This is a genomic window from Aeromonas veronii, from assembly GCA_041319085.1.
Taxonomy (GTDB): Bacteria; Pseudomonadota; Gammaproteobacteria; order Enterobacterales; family Aeromonadaceae; genus Aeromonas; species Aeromonas veronii_F.
In genome coordinates this window covers 3,215,661-3,233,300 of sequence record CP101033.1, presented here as the reverse complement: position 1 = coordinate 3,233,300, position 17,640 = coordinate 3,215,661, and the positions used below count along the sequence as shown (strand labels likewise).

The 17,640-nt window shown below is 55.7% G+C and carries 17 protein-coding genes, 1 tRNA gene and 2 pseudogenes; 5 read left to right on the top strand and 15 right to left on the bottom strand.

The genetic code is table 11. The annotated features are described in order from the left end of the window. Nucleotides 1-2: 2 nt before the first annotated feature. Entirely contained in the window at nucleotides 3-2,111 is a 2,109-nt protein-coding gene (locus tag NMD14_15240; protein XEI32099.1) for an AAA family ATPase, read from the bottom strand. 251 nt (nucleotides 2,112-2,362) lie between these two features. On the opposite strand from NMD14_15240, the gene NMD14_15235 reads away from it, so the two are divergent. Both NMD14_15235 and NMD14_15230 read left to right on the top strand, forming a co-directional pair. Further along, nucleotides 2,363-3,352, top strand: a complete 990-nt coding sequence (locus NMD14_15235) for a WYL domain-containing protein (GenBank protein XEI32098.1) — start codon at nucleotides 2,363-2,365, stop codon at nucleotides 3,350-3,352. Between the two features lie 284 nt (nucleotides 3,353-3,636). Then, complete coding sequence (locus tag NMD14_15230) at nucleotides 3,637-4,344, top strand: hypothetical protein (GenBank protein ID XEI32097.1); 708 nt, start codon at nucleotides 3,637-3,639, stop codon at nucleotides 4,342-4,344. 113 nt (nucleotides 4,345-4,457) lie between these two features. Here the strand turns inward: NMD14_15230 and NMD14_15225 are convergent, their stop codons facing one another. From NMD14_15225 to NMD14_15185, 9 genes and pseudogenes are all read right to left on the bottom strand, one after another. Continuing rightward, nucleotides 4,458-4,853, bottom strand: a complete 396-nt coding sequence (locus NMD14_15225) for an NUDIX domain-containing protein (GenBank protein ID XEI32096.1) — start codon at nucleotides 4,851-4,853, stop codon at nucleotides 4,458-4,460. After that, complete coding sequence (locus NMD14_15220; GenBank protein XEI32095.1) at nucleotides 4,840-6,258, bottom strand: hypothetical protein; 1,419 nt, start codon at nucleotides 6,256-6,258, stop codon at nucleotides 4,840-4,842. Before NMD14_15220 ends, NMD14_15225 begins: the two co-directional genes overlap by 14 nt. Nucleotides 6,259-6,326: 68 nt before the next feature. Next, a complete protein-coding gene (locus NMD14_15215) occupies nucleotides 6,327-7,265 on the bottom strand; it encodes a hypothetical protein (protein ID XEI32094.1) in 939 nt (312 codons plus the stop codon). Beyond that, complete coding sequence (locus tag NMD14_15210) at nucleotides 7,262-8,653, bottom strand: ADP-ribosylglycohydrolase family protein (protein ID XEI32093.1); 1,392 nt, start codon at nucleotides 8,651-8,653, stop codon at nucleotides 7,262-7,264. The genes NMD14_15215 and NMD14_15210 overlap by 4 nt, the downstream gene beginning before the upstream one ends. Nucleotides 8,654-9,039: 386 nt before the next feature. Then, nucleotides 9,040-9,536, bottom strand: a pseudogene (gene radC / locus NMD14_15205) (DNA repair protein RadC). Between the two features lie 63 nt (nucleotides 9,537-9,599). Then, nucleotides 9,600-9,905, bottom strand: coding sequence for a hypothetical protein (locus NMD14_15200; protein XEI32092.1), 306 nt, complete (start codon nucleotides 9,903-9,905; stop codon nucleotides 9,600-9,602). Further along, nucleotides 9,898-10,308: a hypothetical protein gene (locus tag NMD14_15195; protein ID XEI32091.1), complete on the bottom strand. Its 411-nt coding sequence runs from the start codon at nucleotides 10,306-10,308 to the stop codon at nucleotides 9,898-9,900. Before NMD14_15195 ends, NMD14_15200 begins: the two co-directional genes overlap by 8 nt. A 9-nt stretch (nucleotides 10,309-10,317) precedes the next feature. Next, a complete protein-coding gene (locus NMD14_15190) occupies nucleotides 10,318-10,743 on the bottom strand; it encodes a DUF2787 domain-containing protein (protein XEI32090.1) in 426 nt (141 codons plus the stop codon). A 62-nt stretch (nucleotides 10,744-10,805) separates the two neighbouring features. Beyond that, the gene (locus NMD14_15185; protein XEI32089.1) at nucleotides 10,806-11,384 is read right to left on the bottom strand and encodes a hypothetical protein; all 579 of its coding nucleotides are present in this window, start codon (nucleotides 11,382-11,384) and stop codon (nucleotides 10,806-10,808) included. Between the two features lie 252 nt (nucleotides 11,385-11,636). Between NMD14_15185 and NMD14_15180 the strand changes: the two are divergent. Beyond that, nucleotides 11,637-11,789, top strand: a pseudogene (locus tag NMD14_15180) (transcriptional regulator). Here NMD14_15180 and NMD14_15175 read toward each other — a convergent pair. The 5 genes from NMD14_15175 to NMD14_15155 form a co-directional block, all read right to left on the bottom strand. Further along, nucleotides 11,790-12,782, bottom strand: a complete 993-nt coding sequence (locus tag NMD14_15175; protein ID XEI32088.1) for a hypothetical protein — start codon at nucleotides 12,780-12,782, stop codon at nucleotides 11,790-11,792. Beyond that, nucleotides 12,779-13,768 carry a YqaJ viral recombinase family protein gene (locus NMD14_15170; protein ID XEI32087.1) on the bottom strand — a complete coding sequence of 330 codons (990 nt, stop codon included), beginning with the start codon at nucleotides 13,766-13,768 and terminating at the stop codon, nucleotides 12,779-12,781. Before NMD14_15170 ends, NMD14_15175 begins: the two co-directional genes overlap by 4 nt. 94 nt (nucleotides 13,769-13,862) lie before the next feature. Then, a complete protein-coding gene (locus tag NMD14_15165) occupies nucleotides 13,863-14,813 on the bottom strand; it encodes a DUF932 domain-containing protein (GenBank protein ID XEI32086.1) in 951 nt (316 codons plus the stop codon). Nucleotides 14,814-15,056: 243 nt separating this feature from the next. Next, nucleotides 15,057-15,133 (bottom strand) — tRNA-Arg (locus NMD14_15160). Nucleotides 15,134-15,183: 50 nt separating this feature from the next. Next, on the bottom strand, nucleotides 15,184-16,338 hold the full coding sequence (locus tag NMD14_15155; protein ID XEI32085.1) for a flagellar assembly protein FlgT: 1,155 nt from the start codon (nucleotides 16,336-16,338) through the stop codon (nucleotides 15,184-15,186). A 206-nt stretch (nucleotides 16,339-16,544) separates the two neighbouring features. Between NMD14_15155 and NMD14_15150 the strand changes: the two genes are divergently transcribed. Both NMD14_15150 and NMD14_15145 read left to right on the top strand, forming a co-directional pair. Then, a complete protein-coding gene (locus NMD14_15150; GenBank protein XEI32084.1) occupies nucleotides 16,545-17,165 on the top strand; it encodes a FlgO family outer membrane protein in 621 nt (206 codons plus the stop codon). Between the two features lie 10 nt (nucleotides 17,166-17,175). Next, complete coding sequence (locus NMD14_15145; GenBank protein ID XEI32083.1) at nucleotides 17,176-17,601, top strand: LPP20 family lipoprotein; 426 nt, start codon at nucleotides 17,176-17,178, stop codon at nucleotides 17,599-17,601. Nucleotides 17,602-17,640: the final 39 nt, after the last annotated feature.

The window sequence follows — 17,640 nt, the reverse complement described above, 5'->3', positions numbered from 1 at the left end:
ACCTAGTCGGTGCCCGTTTTTTTAAACATAATCGGGGCGGATTTCACAAATCCCATGGGGCGAGGATTACCCTTCTCGCGACCCGCGACCAACTTGCTGAGTATGTTGATGATCTCATCGGCGCTGAGAACACGTCGCTGCAGACGCTGACGGCGCTTGAGGACGGCAATATCCCCCAGGGTGATATCACCCAGCTCGCTCAACCGCGGTGACAACTCAAACATCGTAATAAAGTCGATAAACTCTTCCAGTGCTGTCATGAGTTGATCGGTAGCAAGCGGGTGTAACTCAATTTGGTAGTCAAAGCGGCGTGCCACCGCACTGTCGAGCCGTTCGATGAAGTTGGTGGCAATCACCAACATGCCGGTAAACTGCTCTATCTGCTGTAATAGCTCGTTGACCTGGCTGGTTTCCCACCCCTGGTAGTGTCCACGGCGATCACTGAGCAGACTATCGACCTCATCGAGAAACAGAATGGCCCGACGTTCAGTTGCCTCGGTGAAGGCGGCGGCGATCAACTTCTCCGATTCACCGACATACTTTTGCAGCAGATCGGATCCCAGCCGTTTCACAACACTGCAGCCAATCTGCTCGCCGATATAATGAACCAGTGCTGTTTTGCCCGTCCCCGGTTTGCCATGCAGCAGCACCCGTCCCTCTCTGGCCTGTATGAGGGTTGACAGCAGTTCACCAACCTCAATGTCTTGCTTCATGACGCTGTCATGCCCCTGCAGGCTGAGCAGACCGGGGTTGAACACGCCCTCCATGCGATAAGGCGTGTTCATATAAACGGTGTACGTGTCGGAGCCCTCCATCTCCATCACTTCATGCGGGGAGTGTGACGCCGCGGTGATCGCTTGCTCTCGTTGCCACATCCAGCGCTCAATGGCCATCACCGCCTTGTTACCTTTGAGACCCATCCCCTTAATCACATCAGCCATTCGGCAGATATCCCCAGGGGACATCCAGCGCTGTCCGGCCCAGATCAGTATCTGCTGTTTGGGGATACGGCAGCCACGCAGTGCGTTCTCATAGATGTGCAGTCTGACATCTGCGTCAGGATGTTCAAACCGCTGCAGCCAGTTAAAGCGCCGCAAAGTGGCCGTCTCGATTTGCGTGATATCGTTGGTAGTCCAGATCACCGGAACCGGGTTTTTCTCCAGCAACTGATGGCGCTGCTGCTTGGGCATGGCCCCCTGACCAAGCAGGTCATCGGCCTCATCAACCAGTAGCATATTGTTGTTGCAGCCACTAAGCAGGCGCTGCGCTAACAACAGATCGCGCAACCGGCTACGGCTCTCTGCTCCCTGGCGATAGCGACTTTGCTCTACACAGCGCAGTGAATAGAGCGTCATTCCTGCTTCTCTGGCCAGCAGGCAAGCAAACTGGGTCTTGCCGGTCCCAGGTCGCCCCCACAATAGGGTGTTCCAGCCGACTGGGGCCATTCGTGGCAACTGGCGAGCATGCTCAACCAAATTTCCCAACGACATATGCTGATAATCAGCCAGTGTCAGGTCACCACCCGGCATCGCCTCCAGGCAGTTTGCCACCAGCTCAAGCGGATGGTGCAGTGGATGATGAAACAGGCGTTCGGCCATCCCCAGATCCATGCGGATGGAGAGCCCCAACAGTGCCGTAGGCTCACGCCAGAGCATGTCTACATCGACCATCCAGTTGGGATTAACCAAAAACCGGTTTAACTCATCAACCGGCTGCTCAGTGAGGGCTGCCAGCAGCGAAAGGCGGGTGCGGTGCTCACTGAGATAACTGGCTTCAGTGAGCGCCTCCTGCAGTCCCTGGTGCAGGGTATAGATGGTCACAAACTGCAGCAGCGCCAAGCCGATACCGCTGGTATCGCCCATCTGGCGACAGAGTGACTGGCTATTACTGGCAAACGGCCCTGTCACCGGTCGCGACATCCGGACGGTGAGTACCTTCTTGAGCATTACCTTGCTGGTCAGGTCTTCTTTGGCCAGATAAAACTCCGGCAAATCTTGTGGCTCTGTCTCTTGCAGATGTTCAAACAGTTCGGGGACTTCTTGCAACAAACGGCTCAGATAAGTGCATGCCAATGCATCCACTTCATTGCTCTGCCAATACTTGTTGATCATGGGCATATCGCTACATCTCCCTCAGTACATCGATGCAGCGATCATACGATCCAGGTACGACGTTATAGGTCGCGCCTTCGGGGATTGCTCGTACTGGATAAAAACACATGTAGCATTATCAATGAGATACAACAGCCATCAGGAATGCAGACGGATTATCTGGCCGGTTCACAACTTGGGGAGAAACTACTTGAATGAGAGCTCAATTATGCAAGACACTCTGGGCCCATCGCAGATAACAAGGAATGAAAATGCCAAGCGCCGACAGTCGCCAACCCCTGCGCAGACAATGGCACTTATTACAATTATTGCCGCAGCATGGACAGGGCATGACCAGTCGATCCGCCAATCAGGCTCTGGAGCAACACGGTTTTTTTGTAGACAAGCGCACCACCGAGCGGGACCTGCGTCAGCTTGAGGAAGTCGGGCTGGTTCATGCATCAGGCAAGAACCCTTGCCTCTGGCTCCGCCCTTCTCGCCAGCAACAATTTGTGGCCATGACGACCGCCGAAGCGCTGAGCTTTTCCCTTCTGGAGCAACAGCTGAAACCCCTGCTTCCCGCCTCACTGCTGAAGGTGCTGGAAACACAATTTGCCCAGGCCAGAACACTGCTTGAAGAAGATAAGCGCTTTAATCGCCATGCCTCATTGATGAACAAGGTGCGTATTATTCCCCCCTGTTATCTGCTGCAGCCACCGACCATTGACCTGGCCGTTCTTGACGTCGTTCAACACGCCGTTGCCGAATCGATCCCTCTGGCAGTTGATTATCAGGGGCTGGGAGATGACGCGGCGCGCCAGCGCCATATCATGCCGCTTGGCCTGCTGCAGGAAGCGCAGGTCACCTATCTGATTGGCCGCTCTCCTGGCTCACGTCAGAACAAGCTCTTTGCCCTGCATCGAATGAGCAGTGCGCAGCTATTGCACGGTGAAACCTTGGATGATGCCTCTGATTTTGACATCGATGCTTATCTGGCAGCAGGCCATGGGCAATTTCACGCCAGAGCCCCCATACGGCTGCATGCCATTATTGCCGAACCATTAGCCAGAATTTTGCGCGAAACACCACTATCCTCCACCATGCAACTGATTAAGGATCATGAAGAAGATAAGTGGATACTGCGCGATGAGTTACCTGATACCGAATTACTGCGCCGCTGGTTGACGATACATCAAGGCATGTTGACCTATATTCAAGATGACGCTGAAGAGTTTAACCTCTCGCCTTATGAGGCTGCCTGAGTTAGCTGGCAGCCAATATATCTGCCTGAAAATGCGACATAACCATATCACCACACGGCTCACCCAAGCTCAGGCGTGAGCTGGATCGCGAAATGGTTCAATAAGCAGTGAGATAATCACTCCGTCCACAGTTAATCCCGATCTCGAAAAAATAATAACAGCCAGTAGACACTATCACCGACATATTTTCACGGCCATTTAAAACACACCTAAAAAGTACCGTTTATTTATTCTTTACATCAATTTATTGACCTTATCATTCTCTAACATATTGGAGAGATACTATGGCAGTTGCCATTTCATGCATGAATATCTTCGTTCACTTCGACCGGCTAGCCGACGTCTTTCCTGGCGGTCGAGCCGCACTTTGGGATCCGGATTTCTTCTGGGGTTATCATGATGGTCGTATACTGCGGCTTGGTGCCATGAACGACTATGATGCGGCCATGATCCATGGCCAATTATCCGAGTGGGGACTTCAAGCGGGTAAAGACTACGGTGGCTTTAACTTGCCCTGGCTTGAACTAACCAATCTCTATTCTGAGCCTGCGGTACAGTTCAAGGGAGAGACTGGCGGTGAGTTGATCCATGATGGTAATTTTCACGAGTTCCTGCACCGTGGAGACATCAAGAAAACCAATCAACTCACGTTGCTTATCGAAGATTCGCGGGGCTGGCTGCTGAGCAAAGAGCCCGGAGCGTCATGCTATACATTTCCAACGCTGACGCTCTCTTGCAAAGAGTCGCCCCTGGTCACCATCGGCAAATATATCCACAAGAAAACCAAGTTAAACGTCGAAAACATAATTAGACTGGGCAAGCTGGATTATACCGATAATGAGCACTATCACTCTTTCTACCATATCACTTTGCCATGGTTTGAGCATTTAAAGAAACGAAGAAGCAGCCGATTTTATTGGTGGGATGGTAAGCAACAAACAGATATTGACTGGCGAGTACTGGATGCCCACAGAGGGATGAACAGCGATTAGCCATCAGAGATGACGGACCTTATACAAGCAGATAAAGCAGATAAGCTGGTACTGGCGTGACTTCATATTCAAGAGCAGCCTCTTTTTCAAGAGGCTGCTCTTATGTGCGCAGGTTAAACCATGCTGCTCTTATGCTGAGCCAAGTAGCACGCGATGATCTTTCTCGAGCTATCGGCCAAATCTGGCATATCCGCTTGATAATAAGCCAGCGTATCAATTTCATGACTTGGTACCGGGATACCACTGGCTCGAATATAAAACACCTTATGACGATAATAGTGGCTTTCGAAGTCGAAGAGGTAACGTACCTCTTCTGCAATCAAGCCGGTCTCTTCCTTGAGTTCACGGATTGCTGTCATGATGCGCGGCTCGTTCTTTTCAGCCTGTCCCCCCGGCAGAAGGTAATGGTCGCGACGCATCCGTGTCAGCAAAATACCGTCAGGCAGTTCGACTATGACGGTGCCCCGGCGACGCTTTTTGTGAGAGGGGGTGTTGTTAGTGCAGGTCATTGGCTTCGCCACAGTCGTGTAAGGCATCCATAATCCGCCGGGCGACCCGTCCGCAACGGGTGTTATCATGGTTGGAGCCAAAATGGGTGGTTTCAAGGCAGAGTAAAAATCCAGCCAGCGTGTCGAGATCCCCAAGCAGAGCAACGGTCGTCACGTTATCCACATAGCCGTAATACTCGTTACGGCACTCATCGAGCCAGTTGATATTGACCGGATCCCACCAACGCCACAGGATCTCGTCCACATGAGCCACAAACTCACCATGCTGAGCCGACGACAGTTGCCAAACGGGCTCTTCTTCAAGCAACTTCCACATCTGTCGATTCATACCGTCACCGGCACTGCCAAGGTAGGTCGATAACCAAGGCGAGAAGTAGTGACTTTCCGATGGGAAATGAGGCCCCGGGTTCTCTTCATCAATCGTGATGGTGTAGCTAACAAGTGGTCGCTCAGCACTGGCACCACTGTAATCGACGCAGATGACCCGGTTTGACAGTGGGCCAGGGACCCCTTCCAATGCGTAATGTCCTACGACGACAGGCACGTCCAAATCGGGACCTTGCCATGGAGCCGGCAAGGGCAGATCAGGGACCAACCGACGCATATCCCGACTTACCTGCGCCAACTCTCGATAGGTGGTTGCCTGCTCCAGCCACCAGCGCTGACGCACCGAGGTCCGGGGATGTCCCATTCGGTCGTAGAAACAGAGCCCTTCAGGCAACGCTGTTTCTGGCCCCTTGAGCAGCAGCTCGCACAGCGCATACAGCTCATGCTCGGGGTTGAACGCATCGACCCAATGCTCTTTGCGCAGGGCATTGTGTTCATTCAGATAGGGGCGCAACCTGGCAATCGCATCATCATCCCAACAGGCATGGACTGAACGCACATGCCCAAAGTCGACAAAGAGTGGCAGGGTCATGAACCACTCAACCCACTGTTGATGACACTCACTCCCTTCACCCACCTCATCGAGGAACCCTTGATGCTGCGCACGATGCACCTGGGTGTGCTCACGCAGCGGTAGCCCTGTGACCGGATGTCGCATCCAGAAACCGGTAGCATTGAATTCGTGATTCCCCATGATGCATTGGGCTCGCCCTGCCTGGTGCAGTTGATGGACCAGCGCCAGCGTCTTGCCATGATCAATGCCAGGCTGGGCACTGTTGTCGATAAGATCCCCAACAAACACCAGGGTGACGAAGGGGCAATAAGCCATGGAGTCTGCATCATCGAGGTCAAAATCAACAGACTTGAGCAGCTCTTGCAACTGGTCATATTGAGCGTGCACATCTCCGATAAAAACCAGACACTCTTCACTGCTCATCAACCAGTCTCCTTGCGTATTGGATAAGAAATTTTTCGCCGTTGTCGGCGCAGGCAATAGGGCCCCTTCGCCCCATGCCATAACGAACTGAACTATTCATGTATATCCTCGTGAGATAACGAGTTGACGTCACCAGGCCTCCGGGGCGGCTAAACCGGAGGTGCCACGACAAAGCGTGAAGGACGGTCAAGCGACCACTCCCAAGCCACCAGGGGGTGATCCGGATGGGCGGCGTTGTAGTCTACGCAGATCACCTGCCGGCCGAGCTGTGCTGGCTGACCACCCAGTGTGTAGTGCCCCACCACGACGGGCACCGTTTGTGCGAGCGGCTGGTTGCTGTCTGAGAGTGGAAGATCAGGCAAACTGTCCACGGCCGCATCGTGCACCTGACCCAACTCACGGTAAGTGGTGGCATTTTCCTTCCACCAGCGCACCCGAATGTGGTGACGCGGCACACCATGCTTGTCGAGGAAATGGTGCCCCTCTGGCAGCGGAACTTCTGGACCTTTGAGCACGACTTCACATAGCGTGAAAAGCTCATGCTGGCGGTCAAAGGCGTTGACCCAGTGCTCTTCTTTCAGCGCATTCGTGTCATCGAGATAAGGGCGCAGCCGCTCAATGGCACGTTCATCCCAACAGGCATGGATGGCTCGCAACGGGCCAAAATCGAGAAACAACGGGCGCGCCTTGAACCACTCGATCCACGATTGATGCTGCTTACTTTGCTCACCCACCTCATCCAGAAACACCTGATGCTGCTGACGATTCTTCTCGTTGTGCTCACGCAGGGGGGCGTTGCTCTCAGGATGCGTGGCCCAAAAACCCACAGCATTAAATTCGTGATTACCCATGAGGCAATAGGCCAACCCGCGTTCACACAGATCCTTGACCAGTGAGAGGATGCGCAGATGATCCACATTGCTGGTATCACGGTTGTCGATGAGATCGCCGACAAACACCAACTGGCTATCACCGGCACGAGAGTGGGGATCGGCAGCGTCAAAGTTAAGTGCTGTTAGCAGTGACTCCAGCTTGTCGGCACGCCCATGCACATCACCGATGAAGATAAGATTGCGAGGAGTATTCATGGTGCGGGGATCTCCACCACGTCGGTTGGCAAATAGGGGTGATGAAACGTGGTACCAAGCAATGTGGCCAAGCGCAGCAGGATCACCGGGATCACTCCACTCTCGATGTCCACCGCGATACCATCGGATCCACAAAAACTGTTAAAGCGGGATGCCCGCGCCAGCGCACCGAGCAGGCAACAGCACTCTTCCCTACCCCAGAGTAACGATTCAGCCAGCAACGCCTCACTGCAACTCACCCCGTTCCCAAATACCTGCCTGGCAATTGGTGCCGTCATACCGTCAGGCTGCATCACACCACACTCGTAGACCAATTCCAGAAAGAGAGAGCCCTGATGCGTGGTATCGTCCTGTGCACTTCGCTGCATGGTTTCGAGCAATACCAGCAACTCATCATCTTGAGGCACACGGTGCAGGTTGCGATCTGATAGTGTGGCGGCAAGACCGATTAAACGCTCACTCCACGCCAGCTTCTTGAGCCACTCGGCTGGAATAGCATCGATGCCATAGTAAGCGCCGGCTAACTGTCCATAGATAGCGGCAACCGTATCGGCATCGTCACCGAGATTGGCGGCCAGCAAGGCCCCTTGGGCAAAGCTCTGGCTATGCCAAAAAGCCCAAAGTGCAGCCTCAAGCGAATGCACCACGTAACCCGAGCTGCGGATCTCATCACGGCGCTTATTACGATAACTGCCTGCTACGATGGCCGCGATTTCGGCCGGCAAGGTACCGAGCAAGCTCAGCTCGAGGTCTGACAGAGTCAGCACTGACCTCTTACTGTGCTGTGACGGTTGTTCGTTTTCATCAGGCGCCAATGCTGCCATGGCATGATCAATAAACAGGCTCATGACCTGACACGCCGACACCGCCAAAGGATGTCGGTGCGTCGTCATGGATGAGCGACGCGCCATTTCCACCAAATTCGACAGCGCGGCTTTCTCATCACGCAATGAATGGTAACTGCTATAGAAAATGGCGATGGGAGCCAGTCGCATCAGACTGCCATTACCCGCACTGTGTTCACTTTGCAGGCCAGGATAGGGCTCATGTTGGTCCATATAACACTGCAGTGCGCGACTCACAGTCATACCGATATCAAAGCAGTGGCCAGTGACAGAATTCTCCCCTTGGCGCCACCAGCGAACATAACGCTCAAGCTGATCGATGGGGTCATGGCGATGGCAATTCAGCAAGCTGTCTGCCAGGCACAACGCCATACTGGTGTCGTCAGTCCACTGACCGGGCGCCAGCTTGAATGGGCCACCGCCAATCATATCTAACAATGCAGGACGAGAGTCTCGCTGGCTGAATTCAAGAGTCGTACCGAGCGCATCTCCCACGGCCAACCCGACAAGGGCACCCTGAGCGGAACTTTGCAGATGTTTCATAGTGTTAGGTCTCATGCTCTGTTTCCCTGGCATGGATGATTATTAATCCTTGATTTATTTGAGGGCAGCATCCTACTCCTTTGTCGATGTGTCACAAGCCGACCCAACTCGATTTCTGAAACGATGTTGCGAATTGCCGAGCAGCTCACAGTCTGAGGTGATGAATAAGCACAACCAGCAACGACGGATTGCTTGACTTAGAAGAGATGAAAATTGCGATATGCACGGCAATCTGCCGCAAAACCGATGTACCCAGAAGTCAGTGGTTAGCACCTATCTGGGAGGCCCCCAGTGTAGGGATTTCAGGGAGGAGTGACGATACTGAATAGATACACATGTCGCGTTTTGGAGCACATATGAAGCATCACCGTCGAGTATCGGCAGGGCTAGCAATATCCTCTCTCTGCCAGCGACACCACCCCTCAGTGCCGACAACCAGGTGATCCAGGGTGCGGATATCGACTAGCTCCAACGCGTTCTGCAATCGTTGGGTGATTTCGATATCTGCCCGGCTGGGTTCTGGGTATCCCGACGGGTGGTTATGCACCAGCATAAGAGCGGCAGCATTGTGGTGCAGTGCCCGCTTGACGACATCGCGCGGGTAGACGGTCGCAGCGGACAGGGTGCCAAGGAACAGCTCCTCGTAGGCCAGGATCCGGTGTTGGTTATCGAGGAACAGTGCCGCAAAAACTTCGCGATCCCGTGTTTGCAGCAGTCCTTGCAGGGCTTGATGGGCCAAGTTTTTATCGGTGATGGCAACGCCCTTGGCGAGTTTCTTGCGGGCAACAGCTTGGGCTATGGTGAGCAGGTCGTCGTCGGTGACAAGGTCAGTTACCCGATAGGTACCGGGGATCTCCCCGGCGATCAGTTTGTGATGCAACATGATGGTGCTCCATACGCCATCGCCCCACCGCGTGGGATGCGGCAGGGTAGGCGAGGTAGTTGGTTAATGGGTTACTGAATGGGGGGTGACCGCAGGCTTGGTTGGCGGTGTTCTGGCCGCCAGGGTGAGCGGGGTGTAGTCGTGCAGCGGAATGTGGTAACTGGTGGCGAGCAAGTTACCTACCCGTGTTAGCCAGTAGTGATCCGGGTGATCGCACAGCCATTGCGCCAGTGCGTCACCCCGTTCGTTTTCATAGCGCAGGTAGAGGGCGTAACCGTCCACCGGCTGGCTTTGGTCATGCACTGCTTCAATCTGACCATCATGCTCAAGATAAGCCTCCAGCTCGATGGCGAGCACAGCGTTAATCATCTTCGGTCTCCTTGTCAGGGATGGGGTCACTCGCCACGGCATAGCCGCGATGAATGCAGATGCGTTGCAGGTCGGCCAGAAAGTTGGCCAGTACGCGGGGTTGTTCGGTGAGTGGCACGGGTCCTGCTTGACTGCGCCAGAAACAGCGACGTTCGGGGTCGATGCAGATTTCATCCCTCGGCTGGCTTATGGTGTGCCAGTCCTCAGCATTGGTGAGGGAGATCAGTTGCCACTGCACGCCAGACCAGCGCACTTGTAAGGTGACTGTGCTGGCTTGTTGGCTATCCGGTGTCAGGTGCAGCAGCCAACGCTGACCACAGCTGGTGGGTGTTATCTTGGCGTTGGTGGTGATTTGTCCCAACCACTGACGTGAGTAGTGGGAGAGCGCTAATTCTTGGCTCATCGTGTCCTCCTAATCTCCTGCGACCGTGACGCTGAAGCATTCCAACCGGCAGTAGGCAATAAAGTTGCTCTGCCAGATGTCGAACAACTCCCGCGCTTCGGCCAGCCGCAGCGGTCCCCAGCCCAGCATGGTGTGTTCTCCATCGAGGAAGTTGAAATCGAGCTCCTTGCAGAGCTCGGCATCATGGCCCCGCCCCTGGTAGCTAAAGTCGGTGACGTAATCGAACAACCAGCCATCGAGCCCACGGATCAGGCGGATCTCGACCGGGTGCACGCCGCCTTGCTCGGCACTGTAGCCGGGGTTGCGAAAGTTGAAGGTCAGTTGGGTTAAGCGCTCAAGGTTGAGCTCGGTGTTAGCGACCTCTTGGTTGAGCAGAACCAACAATGCTTGGGTTACGGGCAGGGCAAAGCCGTCCCGGAAAAAGGGAATGGTCATGGTGTTTCCTCATTGAGTTCAAGCAGGGGGGGAGCCCCCTGCTTTTGCTTTGAAGTGATGGGTCAGTCGTTTAACCAATCCCACAGCTTGCTGACGCCATAGGCTGCGACGGCACCCACGGCAAGGGGTGCTAACAATGGGGCTGTGGCAATACCGGTCACCGATACTACCGTTGCAGCTGCGCCACTACCGCCAGCCGTTGTGGCTAGGGTGCTGGCAGCAAGTCCTGCCGTTGCACTGGTGGCCGCCTTGCCTAACGTGTGACGAGCGACTTCGGCAGCCACCACCGTTGCTAAAGCGGTTTGCAGCAACCTGGGGGGGCGCACAAGCCCTTCGATGCACCAGGTAACAAACTGCTCGCCACTGGCAAAGGGCTGACCTTGCTCACCTTCATTGAGTCGGGCGTAAGCCCGCGTCAGGCTTTCCTCTCGACTGAACAGGCGCATGGCATGGGGCTTGACCTCAATAGCGCAGTGCTGACTGAATTGCGCCAACGAGGTCAACGTCAGTTGGCCTGAGTGCTCTCCAAAAGTTAATGGTAGACAGTGAATGATCTGGTCATGGCCAACAAAGAGGCCATGATGCTGGCCTTCAGGCTGCGGTGTTACCAAGTGATCGCCGATAATGAAATGTCGTGTCATGGGGTGATGATCCTCATCAAGAATTGGAAATGAAAAAGGGCGTCACCGTAATGGTGACGCCCTTTGGCTTTGTTTTTTCTGAGCGGACTAATTATTGCTCACGGTGATCTTCAGGGGTTGATGAAACTGGGGGGTGAAGGTGGATACAGGTAGCCGAGTGACCTGGTTGTGAGCAAACACCTCGGTCGCCTGAATAATCGCAATTAAATTGGCCTGCTATTAAGTTGGTGTTCGCCTTTTGCAGTTCTTCATGAGCTGGCGGATTTTCTGCGCGAGACCAGCAACCGCCCGACCGAGCAGGGCATTGTGCTAAGCCAGCAACTGGCTCGGCTTGATGATGCAGACCGAACCCTGTTGCTGGAAACGGTAGAACGGTTGGTGGAGTGGTTGGCTCGTTCCCGCTGATCACCCGCCATTTACTGGGGGAGGGGATGGGGTCCCTTTTCCCAATTTGTTGGTGAGCGGACTCCTTCTTGGTTGCGGCCTCTGTGACGTTCTGGTTGCTTGGCTTTGCGGTGCGTTGTGCGAGGCAACCTCCACTGCCCCTACGTTTCCACTCGCCGTCTCGTCGCTGTTTGTTTCGGGATAGAACTCCTCCAGTAACATCGGCACCTCTTCATCGATATCCTCAAACTGGCCGTTACGCAGCAGCTCACGAGCGGCCTGCTCCATCTGGTTGATGGCGAGCCCCGCTTCTTGGTCACGCTGGGCGGCCTCCTGTGCCAGCCTGACGGCCTCGGTCAGATTGGTCTCTTCCCGTAAGGTCAAATCCACGTAGTAGACCGGTGTGCGGTAGGACTGGGCAGTGCTCTTGGCCCGCAGCCTCAGGGTGAGCGGCAGATAACGGGTATGGCCACCGCTCACAGCCTCCAGATACTTCAGCCGTGCCGCCAGGGTGCGTACCGAGTTGTAGCCGGTGGTGCGGAAGATAAAGCTGCCCAGCTCATCCCCTTGCCCCTCCACAAACAGGTTCAGTCGCCCGTACAGCTTGCAGCCCTGTTGGCCAGCAAAGGCGCAGCGCTCTGGTCCAGAGCAGCTGACCTCCTCCATGCCTTGTGCCCCCACTCGTCTTGCCACCTCCCCATTCCCGACACAGAGCGGCCTGCCGGTTTGCCGGTCAAAGGCGCTGTATTCCGCCCGCAGATTCAAGTCGCTGTCGTTGAACAGCACTCGCACCGGAATGGCGCGGATCTTGGTTTGCTCCTGACCTTGGCCACTCTTTTGCGATGAGTAGTGTTGGTGCAGGGGATGGAGTAACCATCCCCCCTTTTGTTGTACCTGAGTGGTGAGGGTGAAGCTGTCGTCCTTCTCTGGCACCCACTTATCCTGTTTTTGCACCAGCTTGCCGATGCAGATCCGTCCGATCACGGGCGGGGTAATCGCCAGTCCTTTGATCATGGTGTTTGCCTCAAGGGTTGAATGGTGAAGCGGCGCACGCCTGGCACCGGTTTGACGTAACGGGTGAGCAAGTCGGGATGATCCTGCCCGAGCTTATCCAGATCCGGTGCCAGCCGGTCTTTACTGCGCTTCCAGGTGATCTTGCCGTCGGCAAACAGCCCGGCTGTCGCTTCACCCAAAGTGGCTTGTAGCCGCTGCTTGAGTTGTGACTCCTGCTGCTCGACAGCTTCCTTTTGCTGACGCAATCGCAATAGCTCGCCAAACAGCTGGTTGAACTCGGGAGAATCGGAGAGATCCACCGTCTGGCCATCGTCACGGGGGAAGAGCCAGCTCAGAGTATTAGCGGCATCACTCGAGCCGTCAGGCTCGGGCTGCTGGTCTTGTTGCACCATCTGCCAGAACTGCGCTTCCCGCTCGGTGAGATCCTGGATCTTCTCCTCATCGCGCTCGATGCGGTAAATCCGAAAATCCTGGCCGCCGATCAGCACTGCCACTTCGGCCCAAGCATGGCCGGTAACGGCCAGTTGATGCAGTACCTGACACTGGTAAGCCACCGGCACGCCTTCCTCCCACTGGGGGGCGCTGTGATAGCTGGCGGTCTTGATCTCCAGAATGCCCGGCCCATCGGGGTGGCCGACCACCTCCCGATCGAGGTTGGCGAGCATGAAGGGTTGTTCGGGGTGTTGCAGCACTGCATTGACGCGGCGCACCTTGTAGCCTGTGCGCTTGGCATAGACCTGTGCCAGCACAGGTTCGAGCTCGATGCCCCACAGCACCGCTTCCTTATGGGAGATATCTTCCGGCTCCTTGCGGCCAGTCTTCTCCAACCACAGGCTGAGCGGGCATTTGTAGGGGGAGAGCCCCACTGCCACGGCGGCATCGGAGGAGCCAATGCCGAGTTTGCGGATAGCGAGCCACTGCTCGCGGGTTAATTGGGTAGTGGAGGCCAGCCGCAGGGCTTGGCCGTATTTGGTTTTTGCTTTCATGACTATTCCTTGTTGACGGCATAAATGGCTACGCCCGGATTGGCTTGTGCCAGTCCGGGGGAGGTCGTTATGCGGTTTGAATGGGGAAGCGGAATTACTGCAGCAGAGTGAGTGCCTGATTCAGGGCTTGGGATTTGAGTTGGGCGCCTTGACCAAACCAGGCGGAATCGAGCCGGTGATCCTGGCTGCGGGCACGGCGGTGGTGATCCACGTATTCGGTGACCGCATTGACCAGCCCCCAGGCTGTATTGCGGGAACTGGCAAGCTCTGAGCCCATACCCGCGCCCTGATAGAGCTCATGCAGCCGTTGTACCGGCTTGGTGAGAATGATGCTCTCCTCATCCAGCGGTTGCGCCAGCAAGTCGCTGAAAAAGCGTAGCGCCTCTTCGGGGGCGACGGGCCGTTGTGCCAGCGCCTTGCTCTGGATTTTGAACTCATCCCAATGGGAGATCCCCAGTCCGAGCGACTCTTTGACGGCAGCAGCATCGAACTGAGTGGAGTGGGGCACCTTGATGGCACCGGTCGAACCGCGCAGTGCCATCTGCAGGGTGTTGTTGCATACCACCCGCAGCGAAGTGAACTGCGCCGTGGTGCAGAGTGTGCCATCGCAGCTGGTCGCCAACAGCAGATAGGACTTTACCAAGTCATTGCCTTTGAGTTTTAGATCCTGGCCGGTCTTAGCCAGTGCCCACAGCTTGCGGCCGCCTTTGAGCGAGCCTGCAGTCTCCAGCTCAAAGCCACCAGCTTCCACCAGGTCTTGATAGAAGTGCAGCACCTCGTGAGGCTGTACCACGTTGTAGCGGCTTGAGACCACCGATAGGGGGGCAAGGGTATCGGAGCGATAAAGTACCTTGCTGTCGCTGTAGGGGCGGATATGGAGTGCATCGGAGGCGACGTTAAACATCACGTCGCTCTGCTCGATAGTCCAATTCATCCCGGCTGCCTGTAGCCAGATATCGAGAGATTGTTGCGGGGGTAAGACATTGCCAAGGCCATGCCAGGGCGTTTGACCGGTGTAGGCCATCGTATCGATCAGGTGAGCCATGAGAAATCTCCAATGAAAAAGGGACTGCACAGAGCAGTCCCTTGGGTAGGTTCATGGAGATAATATATATCTGTAAATTATTATAATGATAATCATTTGATGTTTAAGTGCGCGTGAATAAGCATCTCTTATCGGTCACTTTTAGTGAGACAATGAACTTCGTTGGAGGGGTACGGAGAGGGGTATGGGGCCAAAAATGACCAAGGGGTTAGCATCATGATGATGCTAACCCCTTGTTTTATATGGCGCTCCCGACTGGAGTCGAACCAGTGGCCTGTCCCTTAGGAGGGGACCGCTCTATCCTACTGAGCTACGGGAGCTGTGTGGCGGGCATTATACAAGAAGCAACTCCCTTTTAAACCCTTGATTCTTATTCCAATACTGCCAAATCCCCATTCTGGATGTTAAACGGTGAATATTTGTTCTGGCTGCTGATGATGGCGCCATCGTCGAATACCTGTACCACCTCGAACAGGCCGTCGGCCGGGTTGCGCATCATGCGCGACTTGCCGTAGGGGTCGATGAAGTCGGCGTTGTGCTGGATGCGGAACTGATCGCCGAGTTTGACGCCGTTGCGCCGCCCCAGATTGATGTAGGGACCGCGTTCGTTCTGGCCTACCACCCGGGCGGTGACCGGGGCACAGGTGAGCTGGGCCACCAGATCCTGAGCGGCTTGTTGCAACTGGTAGTTGACCTCCTGGCCGTAGCTCGACTGCCAGAACTGGCCGCTGCTGCTGCCCACCTGCTCCCGCTTGCCAAAGGTCCAGGTGGCGCGCCCTTCGTAGACCTTGCGGTTGACCAGGCTGCCGTTGATGCCGTCAAACAGGTAGAGCTGCATGCGAAAGTTGCGCACGGGGTCCTCATACCAGCTGGTCAGCTGGTTGCCCTGTGGCTCGATGGAGAGATCGTCGATACTGCCGAGCACCAGATATTGGCTGTCGGTACGCAGGCTAAGCGCCTTGATCTCCTCAAGGGCGCTGCGATCCCCCTGTTGCAAATGCAGCGGATCGATACGCAGGTTTTCATCCAGCCACTGGCGCACCGCGACCCCTTGCGGTGCGTTGGCGAGGGTTTCGAACAGCCGTCGCGAGAGGTTTTCCGGCATATCGTCCATGGCGCCATAGCTGGCCTGATCCGGATAGCGCATCCGTAGCCTGACCAGTGTCAAATCCTTGGCGAAGTGCTGGGTCTGGCAGATTTGGCGCTCGGCCTGAATGTCGGCCACCAGCGTGATGTACATGCGGCCGTTGCGCACCTCTTCCCGCTTGAGCCGATACTGGCGAATGTCACCGCCGGAGCGGATCTGGATCTGCTCGGAGCGCAGGCTGCCATTTTCCAGACGCTGGACGCTGGAAACAGCCGCGCCGCTGGCCAGCAAGGCCTGACGCAGGGCGTCGCGAGTCGCCTGCTCACGGGCATAGACTTCATCGCCCCCCAGAATGGCGGCGCTGCCCTGTGCTTCGATAAGCTCGGCGCGGGCGCTCAGGCTGGCCAGCAGCAGGGTCAACAGCAGCGGTAATTTCATAGCAGATACCTTGAGTTGGCGGGCAGCCGAGCCATTTTGAGGAAATGGCATCCGCTGGCCGACATGGATCACAACACTTTCCGGGTGGCAGCGCACACTGGCGCTGACAATGACCATTAAAAAGCAAGAATCATGCCTCATTCCCGGCTCAAGCTTTGTCTGGCGCGTCCGATAATAAGTCAGGTGCAGATACAGGAAAGGTATCCATGAACAAACTCATCATGGCGTTGGCGCTCGCCCTGGCATTGACCGGGTGCGGCTCCGACCCTATCAATCGGGATCAGGGTGACCCCCGTCAGGCGGCGCAGGGGATGGAGCTCAACTGGCTGGTGGCCCGTATGACCGAACAGCTGATGGAGCGCAAATCGCTGACCACCCTGACCGAGCCCATCGCGGTGGCCTCTTTCGTCGATCTCGATACCCTGCAAGATACCAACTGGATGGGGCAGCAGATTGAAGAGAGCTTTATCTACGAGCTCAACCGCCGCGGCGAGGTGGTGGTGGACTTCAAACTGACCGGTAGCATCAAGGTGACGCCGCAGGGGGATTTCGTGCTGAGCCGCAACTACAAGGATCTCTCTTCCCGTTTGCCGATCTCTCGCATTCTGGTCGGCACTTTCAGTCGCAACAGCAAGGGGATCCTGGTCAACGCCCGCGTTATCGACATGCGCACCAAGATGGTGGAGACCACGGCCCAGAGCCTGATCCCGCAAAAATATCTGTTCGGTGCCAACAACTCGTTTGGTCGGGCATCGATCAATCGCGGTTATCTGATGCGTGACAGTCAGGCGCGGCCGGGCGGTCATCTGGTTAACCTGACCCCGTGAGGAGCGAGTCATGAAGATCCTGTTTGGTTGCCTGTTGGCACTCTTGCTCACCGGTTGCAGCGGTAACCGGGTGGTGGATTACACCCGGGGTGGCAAGCCCGATGATTTTCCGGTACTCAAGGCGGTGGGCTATGCGGTGATCGATATCCAGCCTGGCCCCTCCCAGTCGGAGAAGATGCTGCAAGCCATTCGTGCCTCCAAGATGGATGCCTATCGCGAGCTGGCCGAGCAACTCAACGGTCAGCAGGTGCGTGGCCAGAGCAGCTACCGCGATCTGACCCAGATCTCCAACTCGCTGGATGTGTCGGTGGCGGGTGTGGTGCGCGGTGCCCGGGTGGTGGCCTCCTATCCCCGTGGTAACACCTATGCCACCGAGATGGAGCTCGATACCCGCGCCCTCTACAACATCAATCAGTTGATGGCCGGTCAGTTCTGAGTTGATTGCCTGACCTGAAAACAGGCATCAACGCAGGCA

Coding starts and splice junctions, on each gene's coding strand:
- NMD14_15240 (XEI32099.1), bottom strand. CDS start 2,111: ATGATCAACAAGTATTGGCAGAGCAATGAAGTGGATGCATTGGCATGC.
- NMD14_15235 (XEI32098.1), top strand. CDS start 2,363: ATGCCAAGCGCCGACAGTCGCCAACCCCTGCGCAGACAATGGCACTTA.
- NMD14_15230 (XEI32097.1), top strand. CDS start 3,637: ATGGCAGTTGCCATTTCATGCATGAATATCTTCGTTCACTTCGACCGG.
- NMD14_15225 (XEI32096.1), bottom strand. CDS start 4,853: ATGACCTGCACTAACAACACCCCCTCTCACAAAAAGCGTCGCCGGGGC.
- NMD14_15220 (XEI32095.1), bottom strand. CDS start 6,258: ATGGCATGGGGCGAAGGGGCCCTATTGCCTGCGCCGACAACGGCGAAA.
- NMD14_15215 (XEI32094.1), bottom strand. CDS start 7,265: ATGAATACTCCTCGCAATCTTATCTTCATCGGTGATGTGCATGGGCGT.
- NMD14_15210 (XEI32093.1), bottom strand. CDS start 8,653: ATGAAACATCTGCAAAGTTCCGCTCAGGGTGCCCTTGTCGGGTTGGCC.
- NMD14_15200 (XEI32092.1), bottom strand. CDS start 9,905: ATGATTAACGCTGTGCTCGCCATCGAGCTGGAGGCTTATCTTGAGCAT.
- NMD14_15195 (XEI32091.1), bottom strand. CDS start 10,308: ATGAGCCAAGAATTAGCGCTCTCCCACTACTCACGTCAGTGGTTGGGA.
- NMD14_15190 (XEI32090.1), bottom strand. CDS start 10,743: ATGACCATTCCCTTTTTCCGGGACGGCTTTGCCCTGCCCGTAACCCAA.
- NMD14_15185 (XEI32089.1), bottom strand. CDS start 11,384: ATGACACGACATTTCATTATCGGCGATCACTTGGTAACACCGCAGCCT.
- NMD14_15175 (XEI32088.1), bottom strand. CDS start 12,782: ATGATCAAAGGACTGGCGATTACCCCGCCCGTGATCGGACGGATCTGC.
- NMD14_15170 (XEI32087.1), bottom strand. CDS start 13,768: ATGAAAGCAAAAACCAAATACGGCCAAGCCCTGCGGCTGGCCTCCACT.
- NMD14_15165 (XEI32086.1), bottom strand. CDS start 14,813: ATGGCTCACCTGATCGATACGATGGCCTACACCGGTCAAACGCCCTGG.
- NMD14_15155 (XEI32085.1), bottom strand. CDS start 16,338: ATGAAATTACCGCTGCTGTTGACCCTGCTGCTGGCCAGCCTGAGCGCC.
- NMD14_15150 (XEI32084.1), top strand. CDS start 16,545: ATGAACAAACTCATCATGGCGTTGGCGCTCGCCCTGGCATTGACCGGG.
- NMD14_15145 (XEI32083.1), top strand. CDS start 17,176: ATGAAGATCCTGTTTGGTTGCCTGTTGGCACTCTTGCTCACCGGTTGC.